General features: G+C 67.6%; 15 protein-coding genes. 11 read left to right on the top strand and 4 right to left on the bottom strand.

The features are described 5' to 3' along the window. Nucleotides 1-48: 48 nt before the first annotated feature. The gene (locus tag ASE78_RS05065) at nt 49-2,106 is read right to left on the bottom strand and encodes a S9 family peptidase (protein WP_056494117.1); all 2,058 of its coding nucleotides are present in this window, start codon (nt 2,104-2,106) and stop codon (nt 49-51) included. Between the two features lie 383 nt (nt 2,107-2,489). Here ASE78_RS05065 and ASE78_RS05060 point away from each other — a divergent pair, with 383 nt between their 5' ends. Continuing rightward, nucleotides 2,490-4,286, top strand: coding sequence for an aminopeptidase P family protein (locus ASE78_RS05060; protein ID WP_056494115.1), 1,797 nt, complete (start codon nt 2,490-2,492; stop codon nt 4,284-4,286). 122 nt (nt 4,287-4,408) lie between these two features. Here the strand turns inward: ASE78_RS05060 and ASE78_RS05055 are convergent, their stop codons facing one another. Then, a complete protein-coding gene (locus ASE78_RS05055; RefSeq protein ID WP_056494113.1) occupies nt 4,409-5,437 on the bottom strand; it encodes a LacI family DNA-binding transcriptional regulator in 1,029 nt (342 codons plus the stop codon). 169 nt (nt 5,438-5,606) lie between these two features. On the opposite strand from ASE78_RS05055, the gene ASE78_RS05050 reads away from it, so the two are divergent. Both ASE78_RS05050 and ASE78_RS05045 read left to right on the top strand, forming a co-directional pair. Continuing rightward, entirely contained in the window at nt 5,607-6,503 is an 897-nt protein-coding gene (locus tag ASE78_RS05050) for an ROK family protein (RefSeq protein ID WP_056494110.1), read from the top strand. Between the two features lie 13 nt (nt 6,504-6,516). Continuing rightward, nucleotides 6,517-7,311 carry an IclR family transcriptional regulator gene (locus ASE78_RS05045; protein ID WP_056494107.1) on the top strand — a complete coding sequence of 265 codons (795 nt, stop codon included), beginning with the start codon at nt 6,517-6,519 and terminating at the stop codon, nt 7,309-7,311. Here the strand turns inward: ASE78_RS05045 and ASE78_RS05040 are convergent. Then, the gene (locus tag ASE78_RS05040) at nt 7,290-7,508 is read right to left on the bottom strand and encodes a hypothetical protein (RefSeq protein WP_056494105.1); all 219 of its coding nucleotides are present in this window, start codon (nt 7,506-7,508) and stop codon (nt 7,290-7,292) included. The genes ASE78_RS05045 and ASE78_RS05040 overlap by 22 nt on opposite strands. 65 nt (nt 7,509-7,573) lie before the next feature. Next, the gene (locus tag ASE78_RS05035; protein WP_056494102.1) at nt 7,574-9,862 is read right to left on the bottom strand and encodes a glycoside hydrolase family 3 N-terminal domain-containing protein; all 2,289 of its coding nucleotides are present in this window, start codon (nt 9,860-9,862) and stop codon (nt 7,574-7,576) included. Nucleotides 9,863-10,032: 170 nt separating this feature from the next. On the opposite strand from ASE78_RS05035, the gene ASE78_RS05030 reads away from it, so the two are divergent. The 8 genes from ASE78_RS05030 to ASE78_RS04995 all read left to right on the top strand — a co-directional run bounded on the left by ASE78_RS05030 (nt 10,033) and on the right by ASE78_RS04995 (nt 21,200). Next, on the top strand, nt 10,033-11,061 hold the full coding sequence (locus ASE78_RS05030) for a LacI family DNA-binding transcriptional regulator (protein WP_055755665.1): 1,029 nt from the start codon (nt 10,033-10,035) through the stop codon (nt 11,059-11,061). Continuing rightward, a complete protein-coding gene (locus ASE78_RS05025; protein ID WP_056494101.1) occupies nt 11,058-14,045 on the top strand; it encodes a TonB-dependent receptor domain-containing protein in 2,988 nt (995 codons plus the stop codon). The genes ASE78_RS05030 and ASE78_RS05025 overlap by 4 nt, the downstream gene beginning before the upstream one ends. Before the next feature lie 74 nt (nt 14,046-14,119). Next, nucleotides 14,120-15,517, top strand: a complete 1,398-nt coding sequence (locus ASE78_RS05020) for a glucoamylase family protein (RefSeq protein WP_056494096.1) — start codon at nt 14,120-14,122, stop codon at nt 15,515-15,517. Between the two features lie 161 nt (nt 15,518-15,678). Beyond that, entirely contained in the window at nt 15,679-16,662 is a 984-nt protein-coding gene (gene coxB / locus ASE78_RS05015) for a cytochrome c oxidase subunit II (RefSeq protein ID WP_055755659.1), read from the top strand. Further along, entirely contained in the window at nt 16,659-19,184 is a 2,526-nt protein-coding gene (locus ASE78_RS05010; RefSeq protein WP_056494093.1) for a cbb3-type cytochrome c oxidase subunit I, read from the top strand. Before coxB ends, ASE78_RS05010 begins: the two co-directional genes overlap by 4 nt. Further along, entirely contained in the window at nt 19,181-19,561 is a 381-nt protein-coding gene (locus ASE78_RS19415) for a hypothetical protein (protein WP_056494091.1), read from the top strand. The genes ASE78_RS05010 and ASE78_RS19415 overlap by 4 nt, the downstream gene beginning before the upstream one ends. Continuing rightward, complete coding sequence (locus tag ASE78_RS19410) at nt 19,558-20,151, top strand: cytochrome c oxidase assembly protein (protein ID WP_056494088.1); 594 nt, start codon at nt 19,558-19,560, stop codon at nt 20,149-20,151. Before ASE78_RS19415 ends, ASE78_RS19410 begins: the two co-directional genes overlap by 4 nt. Then, nucleotides 20,148-21,200, top strand: coding sequence for a c-type cytochrome (locus ASE78_RS04995; RefSeq protein WP_056494085.1), 1,053 nt, complete (start codon nt 20,148-20,150; stop codon nt 21,198-21,200). Before ASE78_RS19410 ends, ASE78_RS04995 begins: the two co-directional genes overlap by 4 nt. The last annotated feature ends 116 nt before the right edge of the window (nt 21,201-21,316 follow it).

Raw genomic sequence — 21,316 nt, 5'->3', positions numbered from 1 at the left:
TGTATGGATTCCCGCCTTCGCGGGAATGACGAAGGAACGGTGGAGGTCTTACCCCTCCACCCCCAGTTGCCACAGCACGAACGCCATTTCCTCCGCCGCTTCGCGCAAGGATTCCCAGCGGCCGGACTTGCCGCCGTGGCCCGCGCCCATGTTGGTCTTGAGCAGCAGCACGTTCTGATCGGTCTTGGTCGCGCGCAGGCGGGCGGCCCATTTGGCCGGTTCCCAATAGGTTACGCGCGGGTCGTTCAACCCGCCCGAGATGAACACCGGCGGGTAATCCTGCGCGGTGACGTTGTCGTACGGGCTGTACGAGGCGATCAGCTCGAACGCCGCCTTGTCCTCGATCGGATTGCCCCATTCGGGCCATTCGCCCGGCGTCAGCGGCAGGCTGTCGTCGAGCATGGTGTTGAGCACGTCGACGAACGGCACGCTGGCGACGACCGCGCCCCACAGCTCGGGATCGGAGTTCATCACCGCACCCATCAGCTCGCCGCCTGCCGATCCGCCGGCGATGGCGATCTTGCCGTTATCGGTGAAGCCCAGCTCGATCAGCCCCTTCGCCACGTCGACGAAATCGGTGAAGGTGTTGGTGCGCTTGTCGAGCTTGCCGTCGAGATACCATTGCTGGCCAAGATCGTCGCCGCCGCGGATATGGGCGATGGCAAACGCCATGCCGCGATCGAGGAACGACATACGGCTGGTCGAGAAGCCCGGCGGGATCGCATAGCCGTACGCGCCATAGCTGTAGAGATAGAGCTTGCCGGTGCCGTCACGCGGAAAGTCCTTCGGATACACCACCGAACAGGGGATGGCGGTGCCGTCGCGCGCGGTGATGTTCAGCCGTTCGGTCGCGTATTCCGCCGGATCGTAGCCCGAGGGGATCGTCTGCACCTTGCGGACGGTCAACTCGCCCGAGGCGACGTCATAGTCGTAGACGGTGCCCGGCGTGACCATCGATTCATAGCCGAGCCGCAGCGTGTCGACGGCATATTCCGGGTTGTCGCCAAGACCGACGACGAAGCTCGCCTCGGGAAAGTCGATCGGCTTGGGCGCGCCGCCGGCATAGTCGTGGAGGCGAATCTGGTCGAGGCCGTCGAGCCGGCCCTCGATCACGAAGAAACCGGCGAAGGTGGTCACGCCGGTCATGTAGAAATGCGGATCGGCGGCGATCACCTCTTCCCACACGTCCGGGGTTTCCAGCGCGGCTTTCGCGAGGCGGAAGTTGGGGTGGGTGTCGTTGGTGTGGATGTAGAGCGTGCCGTCATGCTCCTCCACGTCATATTCGACATGTTCCTCGCGCGCGCGGACGAGGATCGGGGCGGCGGTAGGATCGTCGGCGGGGATCAGATAGACCTCGCTGGTGACGTGATCGCCCGCCGAGATGACGAGGAAGCGGCGCGACTGCGTCTCGCCAACCGACACGCGCCAGCCCTCATCGGCCTCGTGATAGAGTTCGATGTCCTGATCGACAGGCGTGCCGATGCGGTGGAGCCGGGCGTTGTCGGTGCGCCACTGGTCGTTGGCGAGGCCGTAGAGGAAACCGCTCGAATCGGCAGTCCACACTAGTTCGGACAAAGTGCCGGGGATGGTGTCGGGGAGCAGTTCGCCGGTGGCGAGGTCCTTGACCCGCGCCTCGAACCGTTCGCCGCCGTCGTCGTCGATCGCATAGGCAAGCAGCCGGCCGTCGGGGCTGACCGACAGCGCGCCGAGACGGAAATACTCCTTGCCGTCGGCGAGTGCCGGTTCGTCGAGGATCAGTTCGTCGTCACCGCCCGCGACGGGTTTGCGCCACCAGCGGCGATATTCGCCGCCGGTCTCGAAGTCGGACCAATACCACCAGTCGCCGTCGCGCTGGGGGACGGTGGCGTCGTCCTCCTTGATCCGCGCGCGCATTTCCTTGAACAGCGTGTCGACCAGCGGAGCGTGCGGGCGCATCACCGCATCGAAATACTCGTTCTCGGCCTTGAGATAGGACAGCACGTCCTCATCCTCGACCTTGGGATAGTTCGGGTCGCGCAGCCAGTTCCATGGGTCCTGCACGGTGATGCCGTGATGGTCGTAAGCATGAGCGCGCTGTTCGGCGATGGGCGGGATCGGGTTGGTCATGGCGCGTCATTTGGGGCGGGTGGTTCGGGAAGTCGAGGCGTCTTGCCGGGTTTTGGCTCACGCGACGGCGCTAAGGGCGCGAAGAAGCAGGTGGGTTCACGCGGAGGCGCGGAGACGCGGAGGAAAGAAGCAGAAGAGTTTTTCGCGCAGAGGCGCAGAGGCGCAGAGAGGGCGTATCCGCTGGACTGTTCCGCGTCAGCGGAACCCGCAAGCCTGCAGTTGCCGCGGGATGGACAGCCGCTGTCGCGGCGGACCTCACCACGAACGCCGCCTCTCTGCGCCTCTACGCCTCTGCGCGACCATCCCTTCTTATACTTCGCGTCTCCGCGCCTTCGCGTGAACCAATCTTCCGCACCCCCGCCCCAACTGGTATCGGCGGTGACATGATCGACCATCACGCCCGCCTGACCGCCCTTCGTGCCCACCTCGCAAAGCAGAACCTGACCGGCTTCGTCGTGCCGCTGACCGACGAGTTCATGAGCGAATATGTCGGCGCCTATGCCCAGCGGCTGGAATGGCTGACCGGGTTCAAGGGATCGGCGGGCAGCGCGGTGGTGCTGCGTGATACCGCCGCGATGTTCACCGACGGGCGGTATACGTTGCAGGTGCGCGAGCAGGTCGACGGGAACGACTGGCAGTTCGTGCAGGTGCCCGCGACCGCCATGACCGACTGGCTGGCGGCGAACACGACGCAGGGCGACCGGATCGGTTACGATCCGTGGCTGGCGACGACCGGCTGGGTCGTGGCGGCCGACGCCGCGCTCGCCGCGAACGGCGCGGCGCTGGTCGCAGTCGACGCGAACCCGGTCGACGCGCTGTGGAGCGATCGCCCAGCCCCCTCCCCCGCCGCGATGGAGGTGTACCCGGACGATCTCGCCGGGCGGACCTCGGCCGACAAGCGCGCGGCGATCGGCGAGTGGCTCGGCGAACGACGCGCCGATGCGGTGGTGCTGTCGGCGCTCGATTCGATCGCGTGGGTGTTCAACGTGCGGGGCGAGGATGTCGCGCGGACGCCGGTGGCGCTGAGCTATGCCATCGTCCGCGCGGATGGCACTGCCGAGCTGTTCGTGGCCCCCGACAAGGTCGGCGAGGAAGTCGCCCGGCATCTGGGCAATGCGGTGACGGTGCGCGACATCGCCGGCTTCGCGGACGTGCTCGGGCAATTCGCCGGCCAGCGCGTCGCCGCCGATCCCGACCGCGCGGTGGCGGCGATCCATGGCGCGCTGATCGCCGGCGGTGCCACGATCGTCGCGACACGCGATCCGAGCGTGCTGGCCAAGGCGATCAAGAACCCGGTCGAGATCGCGCATCATCGCGCCGCGCAGGCGCGCGACGGGGCGGCGATGGTCCGCTTTCTCAAATGGTTCGAGGAAACCGCGCCCTTGGGTACGCTGACCGAACTGTCGGCGTCGGACCGGCTGGAGGCGATCCGCGGCGAAACCGGCCTGCTGCGCGACCTGTCGTTCGACACGATCAGCGCGACCGGGGCACATGCCGCCAGCCCGCATTACAAGGCGACGGTCGAGAGCGACGCGCCGATCCTGCCCGGCCAGCTCTATCTGATCGATTCGGGCGGGCAATATCAGGACGGCACGACCGACATCACCCGCGTCATGCCGGTGGGACCGGTGTCCGACGAGATGCGCGACCGCTTCACCCGCGTGCTCAAGGGCCATATCGCGATCGATACCGCCGTGTTCCCCGACGGCACGCTCGGCGGGCATATCGACGGTTTCGCCCGGCGGCCGCTATGGGAAGCGGGGCTCGACTATGCGCATGGGACGGGCCACGGCATCGGCGCCTTCCTGTCGGTGCATGAGGGGCCGCAGCGGATCGGCGCGCCGAACTATCCGGGTGGCGGACCGCTCGAACCGCTACGCGCCGGCATGATGCTGTCGAACGAGCCGGGCTATTACAAGGCGGGCGAGTACGGCATCCGTATCGAGAATCTGCTGCTGACGGTAAAGCGCGACATTCCCGACGGCGACCTGCCGATGCTGGGGTTCGAGACGTTGACCTTCGTGCCGATCGAACGCTCGCTGATCGTGCCCGCGCTGTTGACCGAGGCCGAGCGGGCATGGGTCGATGGCTATCACGCGAAGGTCGCCGCGCTGCTGGTGCCGTTGCTCGATGGCGAGACGGCGGCGTGGGTCGAGGCGAAGTGCGCGGCGCTGGTTTGATCTGACTCCCCTCCCTGACAAGGGAGGGGTCGGGGGTGGGTCGGCCTGCGAGGGAGCGGTGCGTCCGCCACGGACCTACCCACCCCCAGCCCCTCCCTTGTCAGGGAGGAGAGCAAGTATCGTCAGGCCGAGTCGCGCTCCACCAGCACCGGGGGCAGGACCAGCGACGGCGCATCCTCGCCGGCGATGCGGCGGAACAGCGCGTCGATCATCGCATTGGCGCCGGTCGCGAGGTCCTGTCGCACCGTCGTGATGCGCGGCACCGCGCTGATCGCGATCGGCAGGTCGTCATAGCCGACCACCGGCATGTCGTCCGGCACGCGGATGCCGCGATCGGCCAGTACCCGCAGCGTCGTCATCGCGATCACGTCCGATGCGGCGGCGATGCCGTCGATCGTGCCGCCGACCCGGTCGAGGTGGCCGGCGATCTCCTGCTCCATGATGTCCGAGGCGAGGTGCGTGTCGAGCTGGACCGGCGGATGATCGATCCCCGCCGCCGCCATCGCCTGCGCCACGCCGTCGTAGCGGTCACGGATTTCGGGCGCGCGCATCTCCCCCAGAAAGGCGATCCGGCGGCAGCCACGCGCGATCAGCCGCGCACCCGCCAGCCGGCCGCCGGCGACATTGTCGGTGCCGACCGCGCAATGCACCTGCCCGTCGAGGTTGCTGCTGCCCCATGCGACCAGCGGGCGATAGCGTTCGGCGACACGCTCGATCGTCGGGATCTGGTCCGACTGGCCGATCAGCAGCACGCCGTCCATCATCCCCGAATCGACGATCCGTTCCAGCCAGTCGGCGGCGTCGGGAATGATGCGCGACAGCATCAGGTCATAGCCATTCTCGGTCAGCCGGTCGGCGAGAAAGCCGAGCATCGTCATGAAGAACGGGTCGGAAAGATGCTGGCGCCGTTCGTGCCCCAGCGGCACGACGATGCCGATCACCCCGGTGCGCTGCGTCCGCAACCGGCTGGCCATCTGGTTCGGGCGGAAACTGTGTTCGGTGGCCAGCGCCTGAATCCGGTCGCGCGTCTCGGCATTCACCAGCGACTTGCCGGCCAGCGCGCGCGAAACGGTGCCGGCGGACACCCCCGCCAGCCGGGCGAGATCGGCGATGGTCCGCACGCGAGGGGTCGTGGATCGATTTTGCTCCATCCCCATGCTTGTACGAGAAAATATCGCCGTGCGCCTAGCGAAAATCTTTGCGGTGCGGCAAAGCGTGCAATCGTTTGCAGTATCCGATATGCCATCGTGTACGGTAGGCGTACTTGCCGGGGCCCCGGCGGGTGCGCCACTATCGGCAATAACAGGGAGAGGAAGCATCATGGGCAGCGAAGCCGTCGTCGCGGGCGTCGAACTGGGCGGCACGAAATCGATCGCGGTGATCGGGCGCGGTCGGGAAATCCTGGCGCGGTATCGCGTGCCGACGACGACCCCCGGGGAGACGCTGGGCGCGCTGTCGCGGCAACTGGCGGCGTGGCGGACCGAATATCGACCGCGCGCGATCGGCATCGCCAGCTTCGGGCCGGTATCGGTGCGCGAGGGCGTCATGCTGCCCACCCCCAAGCCGCACTGGGCCGGGGCCGATATTGTCGGGCCGCTGGCGGAAGGGTTCGGCGCGGTCGCGTTCCATACCGATGTGACCGGCGCGGCGCTGGGCGAAGGGCGGTTCGGCGCGGGCGTCGGCCTGTCCGACTTCCTGTATGTCACGGTCGGCACCGGGGTCGGCATGGGGCTGATCGTCGGCGGCCGACCCGTCACCGGCATGATGCACCCGGAAGCCGGGCATGTCCGCGTGCGCCGCAGCCCGGGCGACGATTTTGCCGGCGCCTGCCCCTTCCACGGCGATTGCCTCGAAGGGCTGGTCAGCGGCCCGGCGATCGCGGCGCGGTGCGGACATGGCGCGCATCTGCTCGCGGCCGACGATCCGCGTTGGATTTATATCGCCGATGCGCTGGGCGAGGCGTTCGCGACCCTGTTCCTGACCCTGTCGCCCGCGCGGATCATCGTCGGCGGCGGCGTGGGGCTGGGGCAGCCGCATCTGCTCGACCTCGTGCGGGCGCGCACGCTCACCGCGCTCGGCGGGTATCTCGGCTATGTCGATGGGGGCAATATCGGCGAGCGGATCGTGCCGGCGGCGCTGGGCGACGAAGCCGGGCCGCTCGGCACGCTGGTGATGGCGCAGGACCGCATCGCCGCTGGACCGGGCGCGGCGGGGTGATAAGGACCGCGCGATGAGCGAGCCGACCGACGAACCCTCCGCCGCATCGCGCGGTACGCAGACGCTGATGCGCGGCCTCGATCTGGTCGAGGCGCTGCGCGACGCGCCGCTGCGCGTCGCCGAACTGGCGCGGATGCTGGGGCTCAGCCGGACGACCACCCACCGGCTGGCGGCGGCATTGGTCGAGCGCGGCTATGTCGCGCAAGGAGAGAAGGGCCAACTGACGCTGGGGCCGATGCTGCTGCAACTGGGGTTCACCGCGCATCGCCGGATCGACATCGTCCGCGTCGCCCGCGCGCGGATGGAGGCGCTGTCGGCGGATAGCGGGCTGTGCGTGTTTCTCGGCCGGCGCGAGGGCGATCATTCGCTCCACCTCGATCGCGCGGCGGGGCGGCAGCGGCTGGAAGTATCGACCCGGCCGGGCGACCGGCGGCCGGTGGCGCAGACCGGGATCGGCAAGGCGCTGCTGTTCGACGAGGACGCCGCCGGGCTGGCGCGGCTGTATCGCGCCGTCCGCCCCGGTACGGAGGATGCGGCGGTCGAGGCATGGGTCGCCGACATGCGCACCAATGCGCGGCGGGGGCACGTGATCCACGACAGTATCGGCAACGACGGCATCCGCTCGGTCGCGGCACCGATCCGCGACGTGACCGGCGGGATTGTCGCCGCGATCGGCATCGCCACCGCCGCGCAATATCTGACGCAGGACAAGGTCACGGCGATCGGCCCGCAGGTCGCGGCGACCGCGCAGGCGATCAGCCGCGACCTCGGCTATGACGACGTCGGTCAGTCGGTCCCGGCGGCCTGATTGTCGGCCCCGCCGGGGCCGCCGTGATAATCCTTCAACGTCTGACCGCCATCGAACCGGTCACCCTCCTTGCCCGTCTGCGGGTTGGGATAGGCCTCGCCGCTCGACTGACCGCCCGAGGGGGTCGAATTGACGCCGTCGGGCTTCGCCGCGCCCTTTTCGTCGGGCATCGCCTGATTGGGTTGCTTGTCGGTCATCGGGGCATCCTTCGTGTCTGGTTACCGCTCCAACGCGCGGGCCGACGCGAAGGATGCCCGATGCTTCAGGCGACGGTGAAGCTGCCGTTCACCCCCTCGGCTTCGGCAGACGGCGCGATCCACAGGCGGAAGCTGCCCGGCTCCGTGACCGGCCGGTTGGCGGTGCCGATGAAGGCGAGGTCGGCAGGTTTCAGCGTGAACGTCACCAGCTTCGATTCACCGGGCGCCAGCGCGACGCGCTGATAGGCTTTCAGCTCGCGCACCGGGCGGGTGATGCTGGCGGCGACATCGTGGATATAGAGCTGCACCACTTCGGTCGCGGCGCGGGTGCCGCTGTTGGTGACGCGGGCGCGGACGGTGAGCGTGCCGTCGAGCGCCATCCGCCCGCCGCCGAGATCGAGGTCGCTGTACGCGATCCGGCCATAGGTCAGGCCATGCCCGAACGGGAACAGCGCGGCGTTCGGCCCCTCCCGATAGCGCGCCTTGTATTCGGCAAGCGGCCCCGGCGGATTGGGCCGGCCGGTGGTCTTGTGTGCGTAATAATAGGGCTGCTGCCCGGTCGCATAAGGGAAACTGACCGGCAGGCGGGCGGAGGGCGATAGTTCACCGAACAGGATGTCGGCGGTCGCCGGGCCGCTCTGCGAGCCGAGGAACCAGGTGACGAGGATCGCGCGCGCATCCAGCACCGGCTTCTCCAGCACCATCGCCCGGCCGTTGCGCAGCAGCACGACGGTCGGCTTGCCGGTGGCGAGCACCGCCTGTGCCAGATCGAGCTGCGCCTGCGGAATACCGATGTCGGTGCGCGACTGCGCCTCGCCCGACATGCGCTGCGATTCGCCAATCGCCAGCACGACGATGTCGGCAACGGCGGCGGCGCGGACCGCCGCGTCGATGCCGCCGGGAATCGGATCGGTGATGCCCGATCCATCGACCGCGCTGACCATCGCCGGATCGGCGACCGCCGCGCGCACCCCGGTCAACAGGTCGACCGCCTCGGCGTCCGATCCATAGACGTTCCACGTCCCGATCAACTCGCGCTGCCCCTGCACGAACGGGCCGATCAGCGCGATGCGCTTGCCCGATTTGGGCAGCGGCAACAGATCGCCGTCGTTCTTGAGCATCACGATCGATTTCGCCCCCGCCTCGCGCGACAGCCTGAGGTGGTCGGGGGTGCGCACCCGCGTCTTTTCGCGACGCGGATCGATGCGGCGGAACGGGTTGTCGAACAGCCCCAGTTGCACCTTCATCGCCAGCACGCGCCGCACCGCCTGGTCGAGCCGCGCCAACGGCACCTCGCCCTTCGCCACCAGATCGGGGAGGTGCTTCAGGTAGAAGCCCGACTGCATCGACATGTCGACGCCGGCCATGAACGCCAGTTTCGTCGCCTCGCGCGCGTCGGCGGCGAAGCCGTGGGCGATCAGTTCCTCATCACCGGTATAGTCGGAGACGACGAGGCCGCCGAACCCCCATTCCTTGCGCAGCACGGTGTCGAGCAGCCACGGATTGGCGGTGGCGGGAATGCCCGACAGTTCGTTGAACGACGCCATCGTCGTCGGCGCGCCGGCGGCGAACGCGGTCTGGAACGGCGGGAAATAGGTTTCGCGCAAAGTCCGTTCGGACACGTCGACGGTGTTGTAGTCGAGCCCGCCCTCGCCCGCGCCATAGGCGGCGAAATGCTTGGCGCAGGCGGCGACCGCATCGTCGGCCATCAGCCCGCGTCGGCCCTGAAACCCGCGCACCCGCGCCTCGGCCATGACCTTGCCAAGCAATATATCCTCGCCCGCCCCTTCGATCCCACGGCCCCAGCGCGCGTCGCGGGCGATGTCGACCATCGGCGCGAAGGTCCAGTCGATGCCGGCGGCCGATGCCTCGACGGCGGCGGCGCGCGCGGTGCGCTCGGCAAGGTCGGGGTCGAAGCTGCCCGCTTCGGCCAGCGGCATCGGGAAGACGGTGCGGAAACCGTGGATGACGTCGGCGGCGAACAGCAGCGGCACCTTGAGCCGCGCCTCGCGCACCGCCACCGTCTGCATCCGCCGCGCCATTTCCGCGCCATTGCCGTTGAACACGCCGGTCAGCTTTCCGCCACGCACCTGCGCCAGTTGTTCGTCGAACGTGGCGGTCGCGCCGATCGGGTTCAGCGCATTGGCCGCCCCCCCGGCCCATGCGGCAGCCATCAGCGTCAACTGCCCGGCCTTTTCCTCGACCGTCATCTGGCCGATCAGCGCCTCGACCGACGCGGGCAGCGCGGTGGCGTTCCCTTGCGTCAGCAGCGCGCGCGCGGGCGATGCCTGCCACGCCGCCACGGCGCCTGCGCCCATCATCAGTGCGCGCCGCGAAATGCGGATGTCTTCCATGCGATCCCCTCTCCTGCCTGCCCGCCGGCCTGTCAGCGGCGGCGATGCGAATCCTGGTTGAAGCCCGTTGTAGTTTGATGTAACCGGTTACATCAAGAGCGATCGGCATCCGGCCGACGAAAAGCCGCTGGTACGAATCGCAGCGGCGCAGGGAGTGGATTGCAAAGGCGATGGCGAATGCCACGATCCGCGATGTAGCCCGGGTGGCGGACGTGTCCGTCGCGTCGGTATCGCGCGTGCTGAACGGCCTGACCAACGTCCGCCCCGCGCTGCGGGAGAAGGTGGAGGCCGCCGCCGCGCAACTCGGATATATCCCGCATGCCGGGGCACGCTCGCTCAGCCTCGCGCGATCGAACGCGATCGGCGTGGTGCTGCCCGACCTGCACGGCGAATTCTTCTCCGAACTGCTGCGCGGCATGGACCGCGAGGCATCGGCGCGCGGCCTGCAACTGCTGCTGTCGAACATGCACGACGATCCGGCACGCGGGATCGAGGCGCTGCACACGATGCGCGGCCGGGTCGACGGGCTGGTGGTGATGGCCCCGCATATCGATCCCGACCGGCTGTTCGGCCATATGCCCGCCGGCGTCCCCACCGTGCTGGTCAACTGCGCGCCGCATCACCAGCCCCGCCCCGAACTGCGGATCGACAATGTCGCGGGCGCGCGGATGATGGTCGACCATCTGGTCGCGACCGGGCGGCGACGCATCCTGCATCTGGCCGGCCCGGCGGGCAATATCGACGCCGACGAACGGGTCGCGGGCTACTGCGCCGCGATGGCCGACGCGGGCCTGGAACCGATGATCGAGCGCGGGACCTTTCTGGAGGAATCTGGCGTCGCGGCGGCGGAACGGCTGATCGCGCGCGACGGCGACGTCGATGCGGTGTTCGCCGCCAACGACATGATGGCGATCGGCCTGCTGATGACGTTCCGGCGTGCCGGGATCGATGTACCCGGCCGCATCGCGGTCGCGGGATTCGACGACGTACCGCTCGCCCGCCTGATCTCGCCCGCCCTCACCACGTTGCGCATCGACATCGCGCGACTCGGCGAACGCGCGGTCGCGCGCCTGATCGACCTGATCGGCGGCGGCGACGACTGCTCCATCGAACATCGCGCACCGGTCCTGGTGGTGCGTGAGACAACGACATCCAGGGACGGCCCGGACCCACGGGCAGCAAGGGGAATATTTCCATGAAGAAGTCGATGTTCCGCGCGGCGCTGGTCGCCGCGACGACGCTCGCCAGCGGCATGGTGGCCATCGCGCCCGCCGCCGCGCAGACAACGACCGCGTCGATCCGCGGCACGGTGCGCGATGCGTCGGGTGCGGCGGTGGCGGGGGCGAGCGTCGTCGCGACCTCGGCCGGCACGAACCAGAGCTATCGCGCCACCACCGATGCCAATGGCCGCTACACGCTGAACGGCATCCGTCCGGGCGGCTATGCGATCGCGATCACCGGCCCGAACGGCGAAAGCGCGTCGCAGGAAGCGACCGTCGGCATCGCCCAGTCGGCCAGCCTCGACATCACGCTGGGCGCCGCCGCCGCCCCGGCCGCCGACGGCACCGCCGCCGCTCCTGCGGCCGAAGGTGACGACAGCGACGTCATCGTCGTGACCGGCAGCCGCCTGATCGAAAGCCGGACCAGCGAGATCGCGACCAACGTGACGCAGGAACAGCTCCGCACCCTGCCGCAGACCGATCGCAACTTCCTGTCGTTCGCGGCGCTCGCGCCGGGCGTGCGCTACAACGACAGCGAAACCAACAAGGGGTTTCAGGCCGGCGCCTCGACCGCTTCGCAGGTCAACGTGTTTATCGACGGCGTGTCGCTCAAGAACAAGCTGCGCGAAGGCGGCGTGGCCGGGCAGCAGAACAGCCGGGGCAACCCGTTCGGCCAGTTGGCGGTGCAGGAATTCCGCGTCCTGACGCAGAATTATAAGGCTGAATACGAGCAGGCCGGATCGGCGATCATCACCGCCGTCACCAAATCGGGCACCAACGATTTCCATGGCGAGGTCTTCGGCCAGTACACCGACCGGGGTTTGACCGAGCGCAGTTACCTCGACCGCATCAACGGCCGCGACAAGCCGGCGTTCGAGCGCAAGCAATATGGCGTGTCGCTCGGCGGGCCGATCATCAAGGACAAGCTGTTCTTCTTCGGCGCGTATGAAGGCAACGATCAGGACCGCGCGTTCATCGTCGATTCGACCGGCACGCCAGACAACATCCGGGCGTTCGAGGCGGCATCGGGCCGGCGGATCAGCGAGTTCGAGGGCAATTTCGTCAGCCCGTTCCGGGGCGATTTCTATTTCGGCAAGCTGACCTTCACGCCCGACGACGCGCAGACGTTCGACCTGTCGTACAGCCGCCGCGAGGAAACCGACATCCAGGGGTTCGGCGGCAACGTCGCCTATGAATTCGCCGAGAACAAGCGCAACACGGTCGAGACCTATCTGCTCAAATGGACCTATCGTGGCGACAGCTTCATCAATGAAGTCAATCTCAACTATCTGAACTATAATTTCAGCCCTACGTCGCTGAATCCGGGTCAGTCGAGCTTCAACTATGACACGGTGTTGCAGTTCGGCGGGCGCGAGGCATCGCGGCGGGAAATCCAGCAGGGCTATACGCTGCGCGACGACTTCACTTATTCGGGTATCGACAATCACGCGATCAAGGTCGGCGCGCGGGTCGAGGTGACGGACATCGAATTCTCGAACCTCGCCTTCCTGCAACCGGGCTATACCTTCCGCATCGATACGGTCGAGAACCCCAACACCAACCTCGCCAACGACACCGATTTCAGCTTCCCCGCCGAGGCGCGGCTGGGGCTGGGCAACGGCACGGTGCGGGGGTCGAACACCCAGGTCGGCCTGTACGTCCAGGACGACTGGGACGTGACCGACCGGCTGCAACTGAACCTCGGCCTGCGTTGGGATTACGAAACCAACGGCAACAACAACGACTTCATGACGTCGGCGAACGCTGCGGCCGCGCTCCGTGCGTTGCCCGCGACCAGCTATTTCGATCCCGAAAACTACATCAGCACCGGCAGCAACCGCAAGCCGTTCGCCGGGGCGTTCGCGCCGCGCTTCGGCTTCTCCTACGACATCAAGGACGACGCCACGACCGTCGTGTTCGGCGGGTTCGGACGCTATTACGATCGCAACAACTTCAACAACACCGTCGACGAACAGTCGCGCACGATCAACCCGATCGGCGTGTTCCGCTTTTCGCGCGATGGCCAGCCGCGCAACGGACTGCAGACCGTCGTCTGGAATCCGCGCTACCTGACGCGCGAGGGGCTGCTCGAACTGCGCGCAACGTCGACCAGCGGCCTGCCCGAATTGTTCGCGGTCAAGAACGACACCAAGCCGCCGGTCAACGATCAGGTCAGCCTCGGCGTCCGCCAGCAGGTCGGCCGGTGGCAGTTCGCGGTGACGGGGTCGTATCAGCGCGGCCGCAACGGCTATACCAACCTGTTCGCCACACGCCAGAACAACGGGACCGGTCCGTGCTGCACCACCGCGCCGCTGGTGCCGTTCGGCTTCTCGAACGCGCTGATCGGCTATGACGGCCTCGATACCCGGTACAAAGCGCTCTATGTCACCGCCGACAAGCCCTATACCCAGACCTCGGGCTGGGGCGTGAACATCGCCTATACGCTGTCGAAGGGCGAGCAGAACGGCGGCGATCTCTTCAGCCTCGATGCCGTCACCCCCGACGACTACGGCTGGCGCCCGCGCGACGGCGACGAACGGCACCGTGTCGTGGTCTCGGGCATCGTCGACCTGCCGCTCGGCTTCCAGTTCTCGACGCTCAGCACCTTCGGCAGCGGTCAGGCGTTCCGTGTCACCGACGGCACGAACGGCGCGACCTCCGGCTTCAACGAGTTCAGCGCACGCTATCCCGACAAGAACTGCATCAAGGGCGTATTCGCGTTCTGCGAGGTCAACCTGACGCTGGCCAACAAGCTAAAAATTCTGGGCGGCGAGACCGAGATTGCGATCGACCTGCTCAACGCCTTCAACAACAACAACTTCTCGGGCTTCGACGACTTCTTCAACAACCAGGTCAGCCCGGCGACCGGCCGGCCGGTCGACACGCTCGATTCGGCGCGAATCGGCCGCGACCTGCTCACCCTGCCCCGGCGTATCCAGTTCCGCGTCGGCTATCGCTTCTGATCTTTTCCCTTCCTGCCGGATCGGGCGCCCCCCTTGCCCGATCCGGCTTTTTTATATGGACGTAAGGCCAGCCCATGATCGACCGCCGCCACTTCCTCGCCGCCGGCAGCGCCGCGATCGTCGGGGCATGCGCCGCGCCGGGCGGCATGGGCGCGCTCGCCACCCCCGATCTTCTGTCCGACGTACAGGAACGCGCGTTCCGCTTTTTCTGGGACACGACCGATCCCGTGACCGGGCTGGCGCCCGATCGCTGGCCGACGCCCAGCTTCGCCTCGATCGCGGCGGTCGGCTTCGCGCTGACCAGCTATGGCGTCGGCGAGAAACATGGCTGGATCACCCGCGAACAGAACCGCGACCGCACGCTTGCGACACTGGAATTCTTCGCGCGCGCGCCCAGCGGCCCCGCCGCGTCCGGCACCAGCGGGCACAAGGGCTTCTTCTACCACTTCCTCGATGCGAAGACCGGCACGCGCTTCGGCCGGACCGAATTGTCGACGATCGACACGTCGCTGCTGCTCGGCGGCGTGCTGTTCGCGCAAAGCTGGTTCGATCGTCCTGATCCGAAAGAAGCACGTATTCGGGCATTGGCCGAACAGCTTTACCGCGCGGTCGAATGGGACTGGATCACGCCGCGTGGCACCTTCGTGTCGATGGGCTGGCATCCCGAAACCGGGTTCATCCGCTCGGACTGGGATATCTATAACGAAGGCATGATCCTGTACGTGCTGGCGCTGGCCAGCCCGACGCATCCGCTACCGCCCGCCACTTGGGGCGCGCTGACCAAGCGGTTCGAGGCGAGCTGGGGCAATCGCTGGGGTGAGCCACACCTGCAATTCGCGCCGCTGTTCGGGCATCAGTACAGCCATATGTGGGTCGATTTCCGCGGCATTCGCGATCCCTATATCGCGTCCAAGGGTATCGATTATTTCGAGAACAGCCGCCGCGCGACCCATGCCCAGCGCGCCTATGCGATCGAAAATCCGGGTCGCAAGACGGGGTATGGCGCGGATTGCTGGGGGCTGACCGCCTGTGATGGTCCGGGCGACTTCACCGTGACCATCGATGGAAGCCCACGCGAGTTCTTCAGCTATTCGGCACGCGGTCCGGGCGAACGCGACGACGGCACGATCGCGCCCACCGCCGCGCTCGGATCGATCGCGTTCGCGCCCGAGATCGTCGAGCCGATGATCGCGAAGATGCACGCGCGCTATGGCGCGGGCATCTATGACCAATATGGCTTTCGCGATTCGTTCAACCCGACGCTGACCCGCAGCGACCGGCCGTTGCAGCATGGGCGGATCGTGCCGGGTATCGGCTGGGTCGACGGCGATTATCTCGGCATCGATCAGGGGCCGATCGCGCTGGGGATCGAGAACCGCCGGTCGGGAATGATCTGGGAGGTCATGCGCCGCAATCCGCATATCCGGCGCGGGCTGGAGCGGGCCGGATTCACCGGGGGCTGGCTGGCATGATGCTGCCATGGCGGCCGGCGTGACCGCGCGCCCGGCGGTCGCCGACGGGCTGCATGTTCCGGTACGTCCCGGTCCAATCGCGATCGTGATGGAACGCTAGGCGGCAATACTCGTTTCGCTGCCGTGCCGTATACCCCAATGGAGCGGCACGAAGGGGGATCATGCGGCGGTTCAGCGCCTCAATCGGATTAGCGGCGTTCGCCGCACTTGGCGCGTGCAACCGGCATCAGTCGGCGTTGACGGTATTTGGCGAGGAGGCGGCGACCGTTCGCCACCTGACCGTCATCATGCTCGTCGGCGCGGTCGTCATCGCCGCCGGCGTCGCCGGATTGATGATCGCGGCGGTGCGCGCGCCGGAAGGCAAGCTGACGCTGTCGGGTGGCATGCGCATGGTCGGCTGGCTCGGCGGAGTCGTACCGGTCATCGTGCTGCTGTCGCTGCTGCTCTACAGCCTGCCGGCGATGCGCCCGCTGCCAGTGGCCGACAGCGATCTGCGGATCGCGGTGGAGGGCGAGCAATTCTGGTGGGCGGTCCGTTACCAGCCGCCCGGTGCCGCGCCGGTCATGTCCGCGAACGAAATCCGCATCCCCGTGGGCCGCACCGTGCAGTTGGACCTGACCGCCGGTGACGTGATCCACAGCTTCTGGATACCCGGTCTTGCCGGCAAGATGGACATGATCCCCGGCCGCACCAACCGGCTGGTGGTCCGCGCGACGAAGCCGGGCAAGTTCCGCGGCGTCTGCACCGAATTCTGCGGGCTCAGCCACGCGCTGATGGCGTTCGACGTCGTGGCGATGGAGCCGGTGGCGTTCGACGCATGGCTCGCCGCCGAGCGCCGCCCGGCGATCGTGCCGCCTGCCGGCAGCGTCGCGGCGGCCGGGGCGCAGGCGTTCGTCGCCGATGGCTGCGCCGGATGCCATGCGATCGCCGGCACCGAAGCGGTGGCGCGGATCGCGCCCGACCTGACCCACTTCGGCAGCCGCACCTCGCTTGGCGCGGGAACGCAGCCGATGACCCGCGAGGCGCTGGTCGCCTTCATTCTGAACGCGCCGTCGGTGAAGCCCGGCGCGCGGATGCCCGCCTACACTCATCTGCCGCCCGCCGAGGCGCAGGCGATCGCCGCCTATCTGGAAAGTCTGAAATGAGCCTCCACGCGCAAGACGATCCCGCGCTCCGCGCCGCGCAGGAGGAACGGCTGCGTGCGGTGTGGAAAGCACCGCAGGGCATTTTCCTGCGCTGGACCGATTGCAACAACAACCGCGTCGGCGCGTGGTACACGCTGACCGCGTTCGGCTTCATGCTGTTCGCGGGCGTGCTGGCGCTCATCATGCGCACCCAGTTGGCGGTGCCCGACAACGACCTCGTCTCGGCGAACAGCTTCAACCAGTTGTTCACGCTGCACGGCTCGATGATGATGTTCCTGTTCGCCGTGCCGATGTTCGAGGCGGTGTCGATCATCCTCCTGCCGCAGTTGCTCGGCGCGCGCGACCTGCCGTTTCCGCGGCTGTCGGCGTTCGGTTACTGGTCGTTCCTGATCGGCGGGGTGTTCGTCGGCGGATCGATCTTCTTCAACGCCGCGCCCGATGGCGGGTGGTTCATGTACCCGCCGCTTACCACCCGTACCGACCTGTCCGGCCTCGGTGCCGACATCTGGATGCTGGGGCTGAGCTTCATCGAGGTGTCGTCGGTCGCCGCCGCCGTCGAGCTGATCGTCGGCGTGCTCAAATGCCGCCCGCCCGGCATGCGGCTCAACCTGATGCCGCTCTATGCGTGGTATATCCTCGTCGTCGCAGTGATGATCCTGTTCGCCTTCCCGCCGCTGATCGCGGGCGACGTGCTGTTCGAGATGGAGCGGCTGCTCAACTGGCCGTTCTTCGACGCGGCGCGCGGCGGCGATCCGCTGCTGTGGCAGCACCTGTTCTGGATTTTCGGCCACCCCGAAGTCTATATCGTCTTCCTGCCATCGATCGCGCTGTTCGCGATGATGATCCCGACCTTCGCCCAGCGCCATCTGCTCGGCTATCCGTGGATCGTGCTCGCTGCGGTCGGCACCGCGTTCCTGTCGTTCGGCCTGTGGGTCCACCACATGTTCGCGACCGGCCTGCCCAAGATCAGCCTCGCCTTCTTCTCCGCCGCATCCGAAGCGGTGGCGATCCCGACCGGCATCCAAATCTTCGCCTTCATCGCGACGCTATGGGCGGGCAAGGTCAAATGGTCGACGCCGCTGCTCTATGCCTCGGGCAGCCTCGCCATCTTCGTGATCGGCGGCCTGACCGGCGTGATGGTCGCGATCGCCCCGTTCGACTGGCAGGCGCATGATACCTATTTCGTCGTCGCGCATCTGCATTACGTGCTGATCGGCGGCACGTTGCTGCCGCTGTTTGGCGGGCTGTATTATTACTGGCCGCTGATTACCGGCAAAAAACTGTCGGACCGGATGGGGCGCACCGCGTTCTGGATGTTGTTCGTCGGCGCGAACCTCACCTTCTTCCCGATGCACTTCAGTGGGTTGTTCGGCATGCCGCGCCGGGTGTTCACCTATCCGGCCGAACTCGGCATCGGCTGGCTGAACCTCGCGTCGACCGCCGGGGCTTATCTGTTCGCGCTGGGCACGCTGATCGTCTGCATCGACCTCGCGCGCTCGCCGTGGCGGGCCAAGGCGGTGCGCAATCCGTGGAACGCCGGCACGCTCGAATGGCTGGCGCATCCCGATGACGAGGATTGGGGCATCCGTTCGGTCCCGCTGATCGAGAGCCGCTACCCGATCTGGGACCAGAAGGATTTCGTGAAGAAGGTCGACGAGGGTCGCTTCTTCCTAGCCGATGCCGAGGAAGGCCGGCGTGAGACGATCGTGACGAGCGTGCTCGACGCGCGCCCGCTCTATGTCGTCCGGCTCGGCACGCCGAGCTGGGTGCCGATGATGACCGCCGTCGCGCTGGGCAGCGTGTTCATCCTCACCACCTATCACCTCTACTGGTGGTCGCTCGCCGGGGCGTTCGTGACGCTGGGCTGCGTCCTCTACTGGCTGTGGACCGGCACCGCCGAAATCCCGGAGAAGGACAGCAAGCCGATCGGCCATGGCATCGAGCTGCCGCTCTATGTCTCCGGCTCGGCGGCCCCTGGATGGTGGGCGATGTTCATCACGATGATGGCCGATGCGACCGCCTTTTCGGGGCTGGTGTTCGGTTATTATTTCTTCTGGACGGTGCATCCCGAATTTCCGCCCTCGGGTCCGGGCATGGATGGGCCGGGCACCTTCTGGCCGATGGTCGCGCTGGCGCTGGCGGCGGCGAGCTGGCTGGCGACGGTGGGCGCGCGCGGGTTCAACCGGCGTGGCGGCGTGGGTGCGGCACGGACGCTGCTCGCGCTCGGCATCGCCGCCAGCCTCGGCGGCATCTGGGCCGGGTTGCAGGGGCCGCTGACGACCGGGCTCGACCCCGAACTGCACAGCTATCCCGCAATCGTGTGGGTGCTGGTGATCTGGACTACCGCCCATGCCGGGATCGGCGCGATCATGCAGAGCTATACGCTGGCGCGCAGCATCGCCGGGCGGATGACGCCGCGCTATGATGCCGATCTGCGCAACATCACCGTCTATCAGCACTTCATGGCGCTCACCGCCATCGTCACCTATGCGACGATCGGCCTGTTCCCGGGGGTCGCATGAAACGCGGGTTGCATGGCATGGTCGGCCGGCTGAAAGTCACCCTGTGGTCGCTGATCGTGCCGCCGGTCGCGTGGGCGGTGCATTTCCTCTTCTCCTATCTGTGGGCGGCGATCCATTGCGCGAAGGTCGGCGGTTTTCCGCGATTTCCCATCCTCTACGCCGTCGGCACCGTCGCGGCGCTGGCGGTGATCCTCGCGGCGGGGATCGTCGCGCATCTGCAATCGCGGGTGCCCGGCGACGATCCCCCGCACGAGGAGAGCACCGACCGCGACCGGATTCGCTTCCTCGCCTTCTCGACCGTGCTGCTGGCGGCGCTGAGCTTCGTCGGCGTGCTGTTCACCGCCGCGCCGGTGCTGTTCCTGACGGATTGCCGGTGAAGCGCGCAGCGTTCCTCATCGGTGGCGCGCTGCTGCCCGCCGGCTGGCTGGCGGCGGCGCAGGCGGGGATGGTAGGCCATATGGCGGGGCATATGATCGCCGTCGCCGTCGCCGCGCCCTTGATCGCGTTCGGCCTGAGCGACGGGCGGTTCGACCCGGCACGGCGCTGGCCGACGATCGTCACCCCGCTTGGCATGTCGCTGGTCGAGCTGGTGACGGTATGGGGCTGGCACCTGCCCGCGCTGCGGCTGCTTGCCGACCGCTCGATCGTGGCGATGGTCGTCGAACAGACGTCGTTCCTCGCCGCCGGGTTGCTGCTCTGGGCCGCCGTGCTCGGCACCGGGCGCGACCGGCGCGCGGGCGGGGTCGGCGCGCTGCTGCTCACCTCGATGCACATGACCTTGCTCGGCGCGCTGATCGGCCTTGCCCCGCGCCCGCTCTATCCGGCGATGGCGCATGGGATGCACGATCCGCTCGCCGACCAGCAACTGGGCGGCGTCGTGATGCTGATGGTCGGGGCGGCCAGCTATTTCCTCGGCGGCCTGGCGCTTCTCGCGACGCTGCTACGTCAACCGGAGCCGCAGCCATGACCATCCGCCTGACGTGGAAGCGCGTGATCGTGACGCTGCTGGGCATTTTCGCGCTCGGCATGGCCTATGCGTGGTCGGGGGCGTTCAATGTCGCCGCGTCGTCGGGGCACTGGGCGGTCACCGACTGGTTCCTGCACTGGGTGATGCGCAATTCGGTGCAGACCCGCGCCACGCTGACCGTGCCCGACGATGCCGCCGACGCCAGCGGGCTGGTGAGCGCGGCGGGCTATTACGCCACGTCCTGCGCCTCGTGCCATGGCGCGCCGGGCGTTCGGCCGCTGCCGTTGATGCAGAAGGCCACGCCGCCCGCGCCCGACCTGTCGAAGAACGCGAAGGAATGGACCGACAAGCAGCTCTACTGGATTCTCGAACATGGCGTGAAGTTCAGCGGCATGCCGGCATGGGGCGCGAAGGATCGGCCCGACGAGGTGCGCCGGATGGTCGCCTTCGTCCGACGCCTGCCGACGATGAGCCCGCAGGAATATCGCCTGCTTGCGGGCAGCAACGCGCAAGGGTTCGGCGCGGCGAACGGCCGGTTCGACAGTTGCGCCGGATGCCATGGCAACGACGGGCTGGGCCGGGGACAAAAGGATATTCCGGTCCTCGCCGGGCAGAACCCGGGCTATCTCGCCGCAGCACTCGAAGCCTATGCCACCGGCCGCCGCCAGAGCGCGGTGATGGGGAATGCGGCCGCGCAGTTGACGCCCGAGGAACGGGTCGCGCTTGCCAGCCGCTTCGCGGCGATGCCGAACGGAATCGGCGCTGCCGCCCGGCCGGCACAGGATTCGGCGGCGTTGCGGATCATCGAGCGCGGTCTGCCCGACCAGCAGCTCCCCGCCTGTCGCAGTTGCCACACGCCGGGCATGGCCAACCGCTATCCGGTGATCGACGGGCAGCGGGCGGGCTATATCGCGGATCGGCTGCGCAACTGGCGTGGCGAGAAGGAGGTGGTCGACGCGCGCAAGAGCCAGGCGACGATGCCGGTCATCGCCCGGCGCATCCCCGAAGACATGATCGAACCGATCGCCCGCGCACTGGCGGGGAAATGAACCGATAGCGCCTCGACGCGGCGATGCGGGGTGATAGGGTGGGCCGGCCATGCCGACCGTCCCTGCCCTTCGTATCGCCGCATCGCACGGCCAGCCGTTGTTCGCGACCGGCGCGG

The organism is Sphingomonas sp. Leaf25, assembly GCF_001421635.1.
Classification (GTDB): domain Bacteria; phylum Pseudomonadota; class Alphaproteobacteria; order Sphingomonadales; family Sphingomonadaceae; genus Sphingomonas.
This window is presented reverse-complemented; position numbering and strand designations above follow the sequence as displayed.

Coding starts and splice junctions, on each gene's coding strand:
- ASE78_RS05065 (WP_056494117.1), bottom strand. CDS start 2,106: ATGACCAACCCGATCCCGCCCATCGCCGAACAGCGCGCTCATGCTTAC.
- ASE78_RS05060 (WP_056494115.1), top strand. CDS start 2,490: ATGATCGACCATCACGCCCGCCTGACCGCCCTTCGTGCCCACCTCGCA.
- ASE78_RS05055 (WP_056494113.1), bottom strand. CDS start 5,437: ATGGAGCAAAATCGATCCACGACCCCTCGCGTGCGGACCATCGCCGAT.
- ASE78_RS05050 (WP_056494110.1), top strand. CDS start 5,607: ATGGGCAGCGAAGCCGTCGTCGCGGGCGTCGAACTGGGCGGCACGAAA.
- ASE78_RS05045 (WP_056494107.1), top strand. CDS start 6,517: ATGAGCGAGCCGACCGACGAACCCTCCGCCGCATCGCGCGGTACGCAG.
- ASE78_RS05040 (WP_056494105.1), bottom strand. CDS start 7,508: ATGACCGACAAGCAACCCAATCAGGCGATGCCCGACGAAAAGGGCGCG.
- ASE78_RS05035 (WP_056494102.1), bottom strand. CDS start 9,862: ATGGAAGACATCCGCATTTCGCGGCGCGCACTGATGATGGGCGCAGGC.
- ASE78_RS05030 (WP_055755665.1), top strand. CDS start 10,033: ATGGCGAATGCCACGATCCGCGATGTAGCCCGGGTGGCGGACGTGTCC.
- ASE78_RS05025 (WP_056494101.1), top strand. CDS start 11,058: ATGAAGAAGTCGATGTTCCGCGCGGCGCTGGTCGCCGCGACGACGCTC.
- ASE78_RS05020 (WP_056494096.1), top strand. CDS start 14,120: ATGATCGACCGCCGCCACTTCCTCGCCGCCGGCAGCGCCGCGATCGTC.
- coxB (WP_055755659.1), top strand. CDS start 15,679: ATGCGGCGGTTCAGCGCCTCAATCGGATTAGCGGCGTTCGCCGCACTT.
- ASE78_RS05010 (WP_056494093.1), top strand. CDS start 16,659: ATGAGCCTCCACGCGCAAGACGATCCCGCGCTCCGCGCCGCGCAGGAG.
- ASE78_RS19415 (WP_056494091.1), top strand. CDS start 19,181: ATGAAACGCGGGTTGCATGGCATGGTCGGCCGGCTGAAAGTCACCCTG.
- ASE78_RS04995 (WP_056494085.1), top strand. CDS start 20,148: ATGACCATCCGCCTGACGTGGAAGCGCGTGATCGTGACGCTGCTGGGC.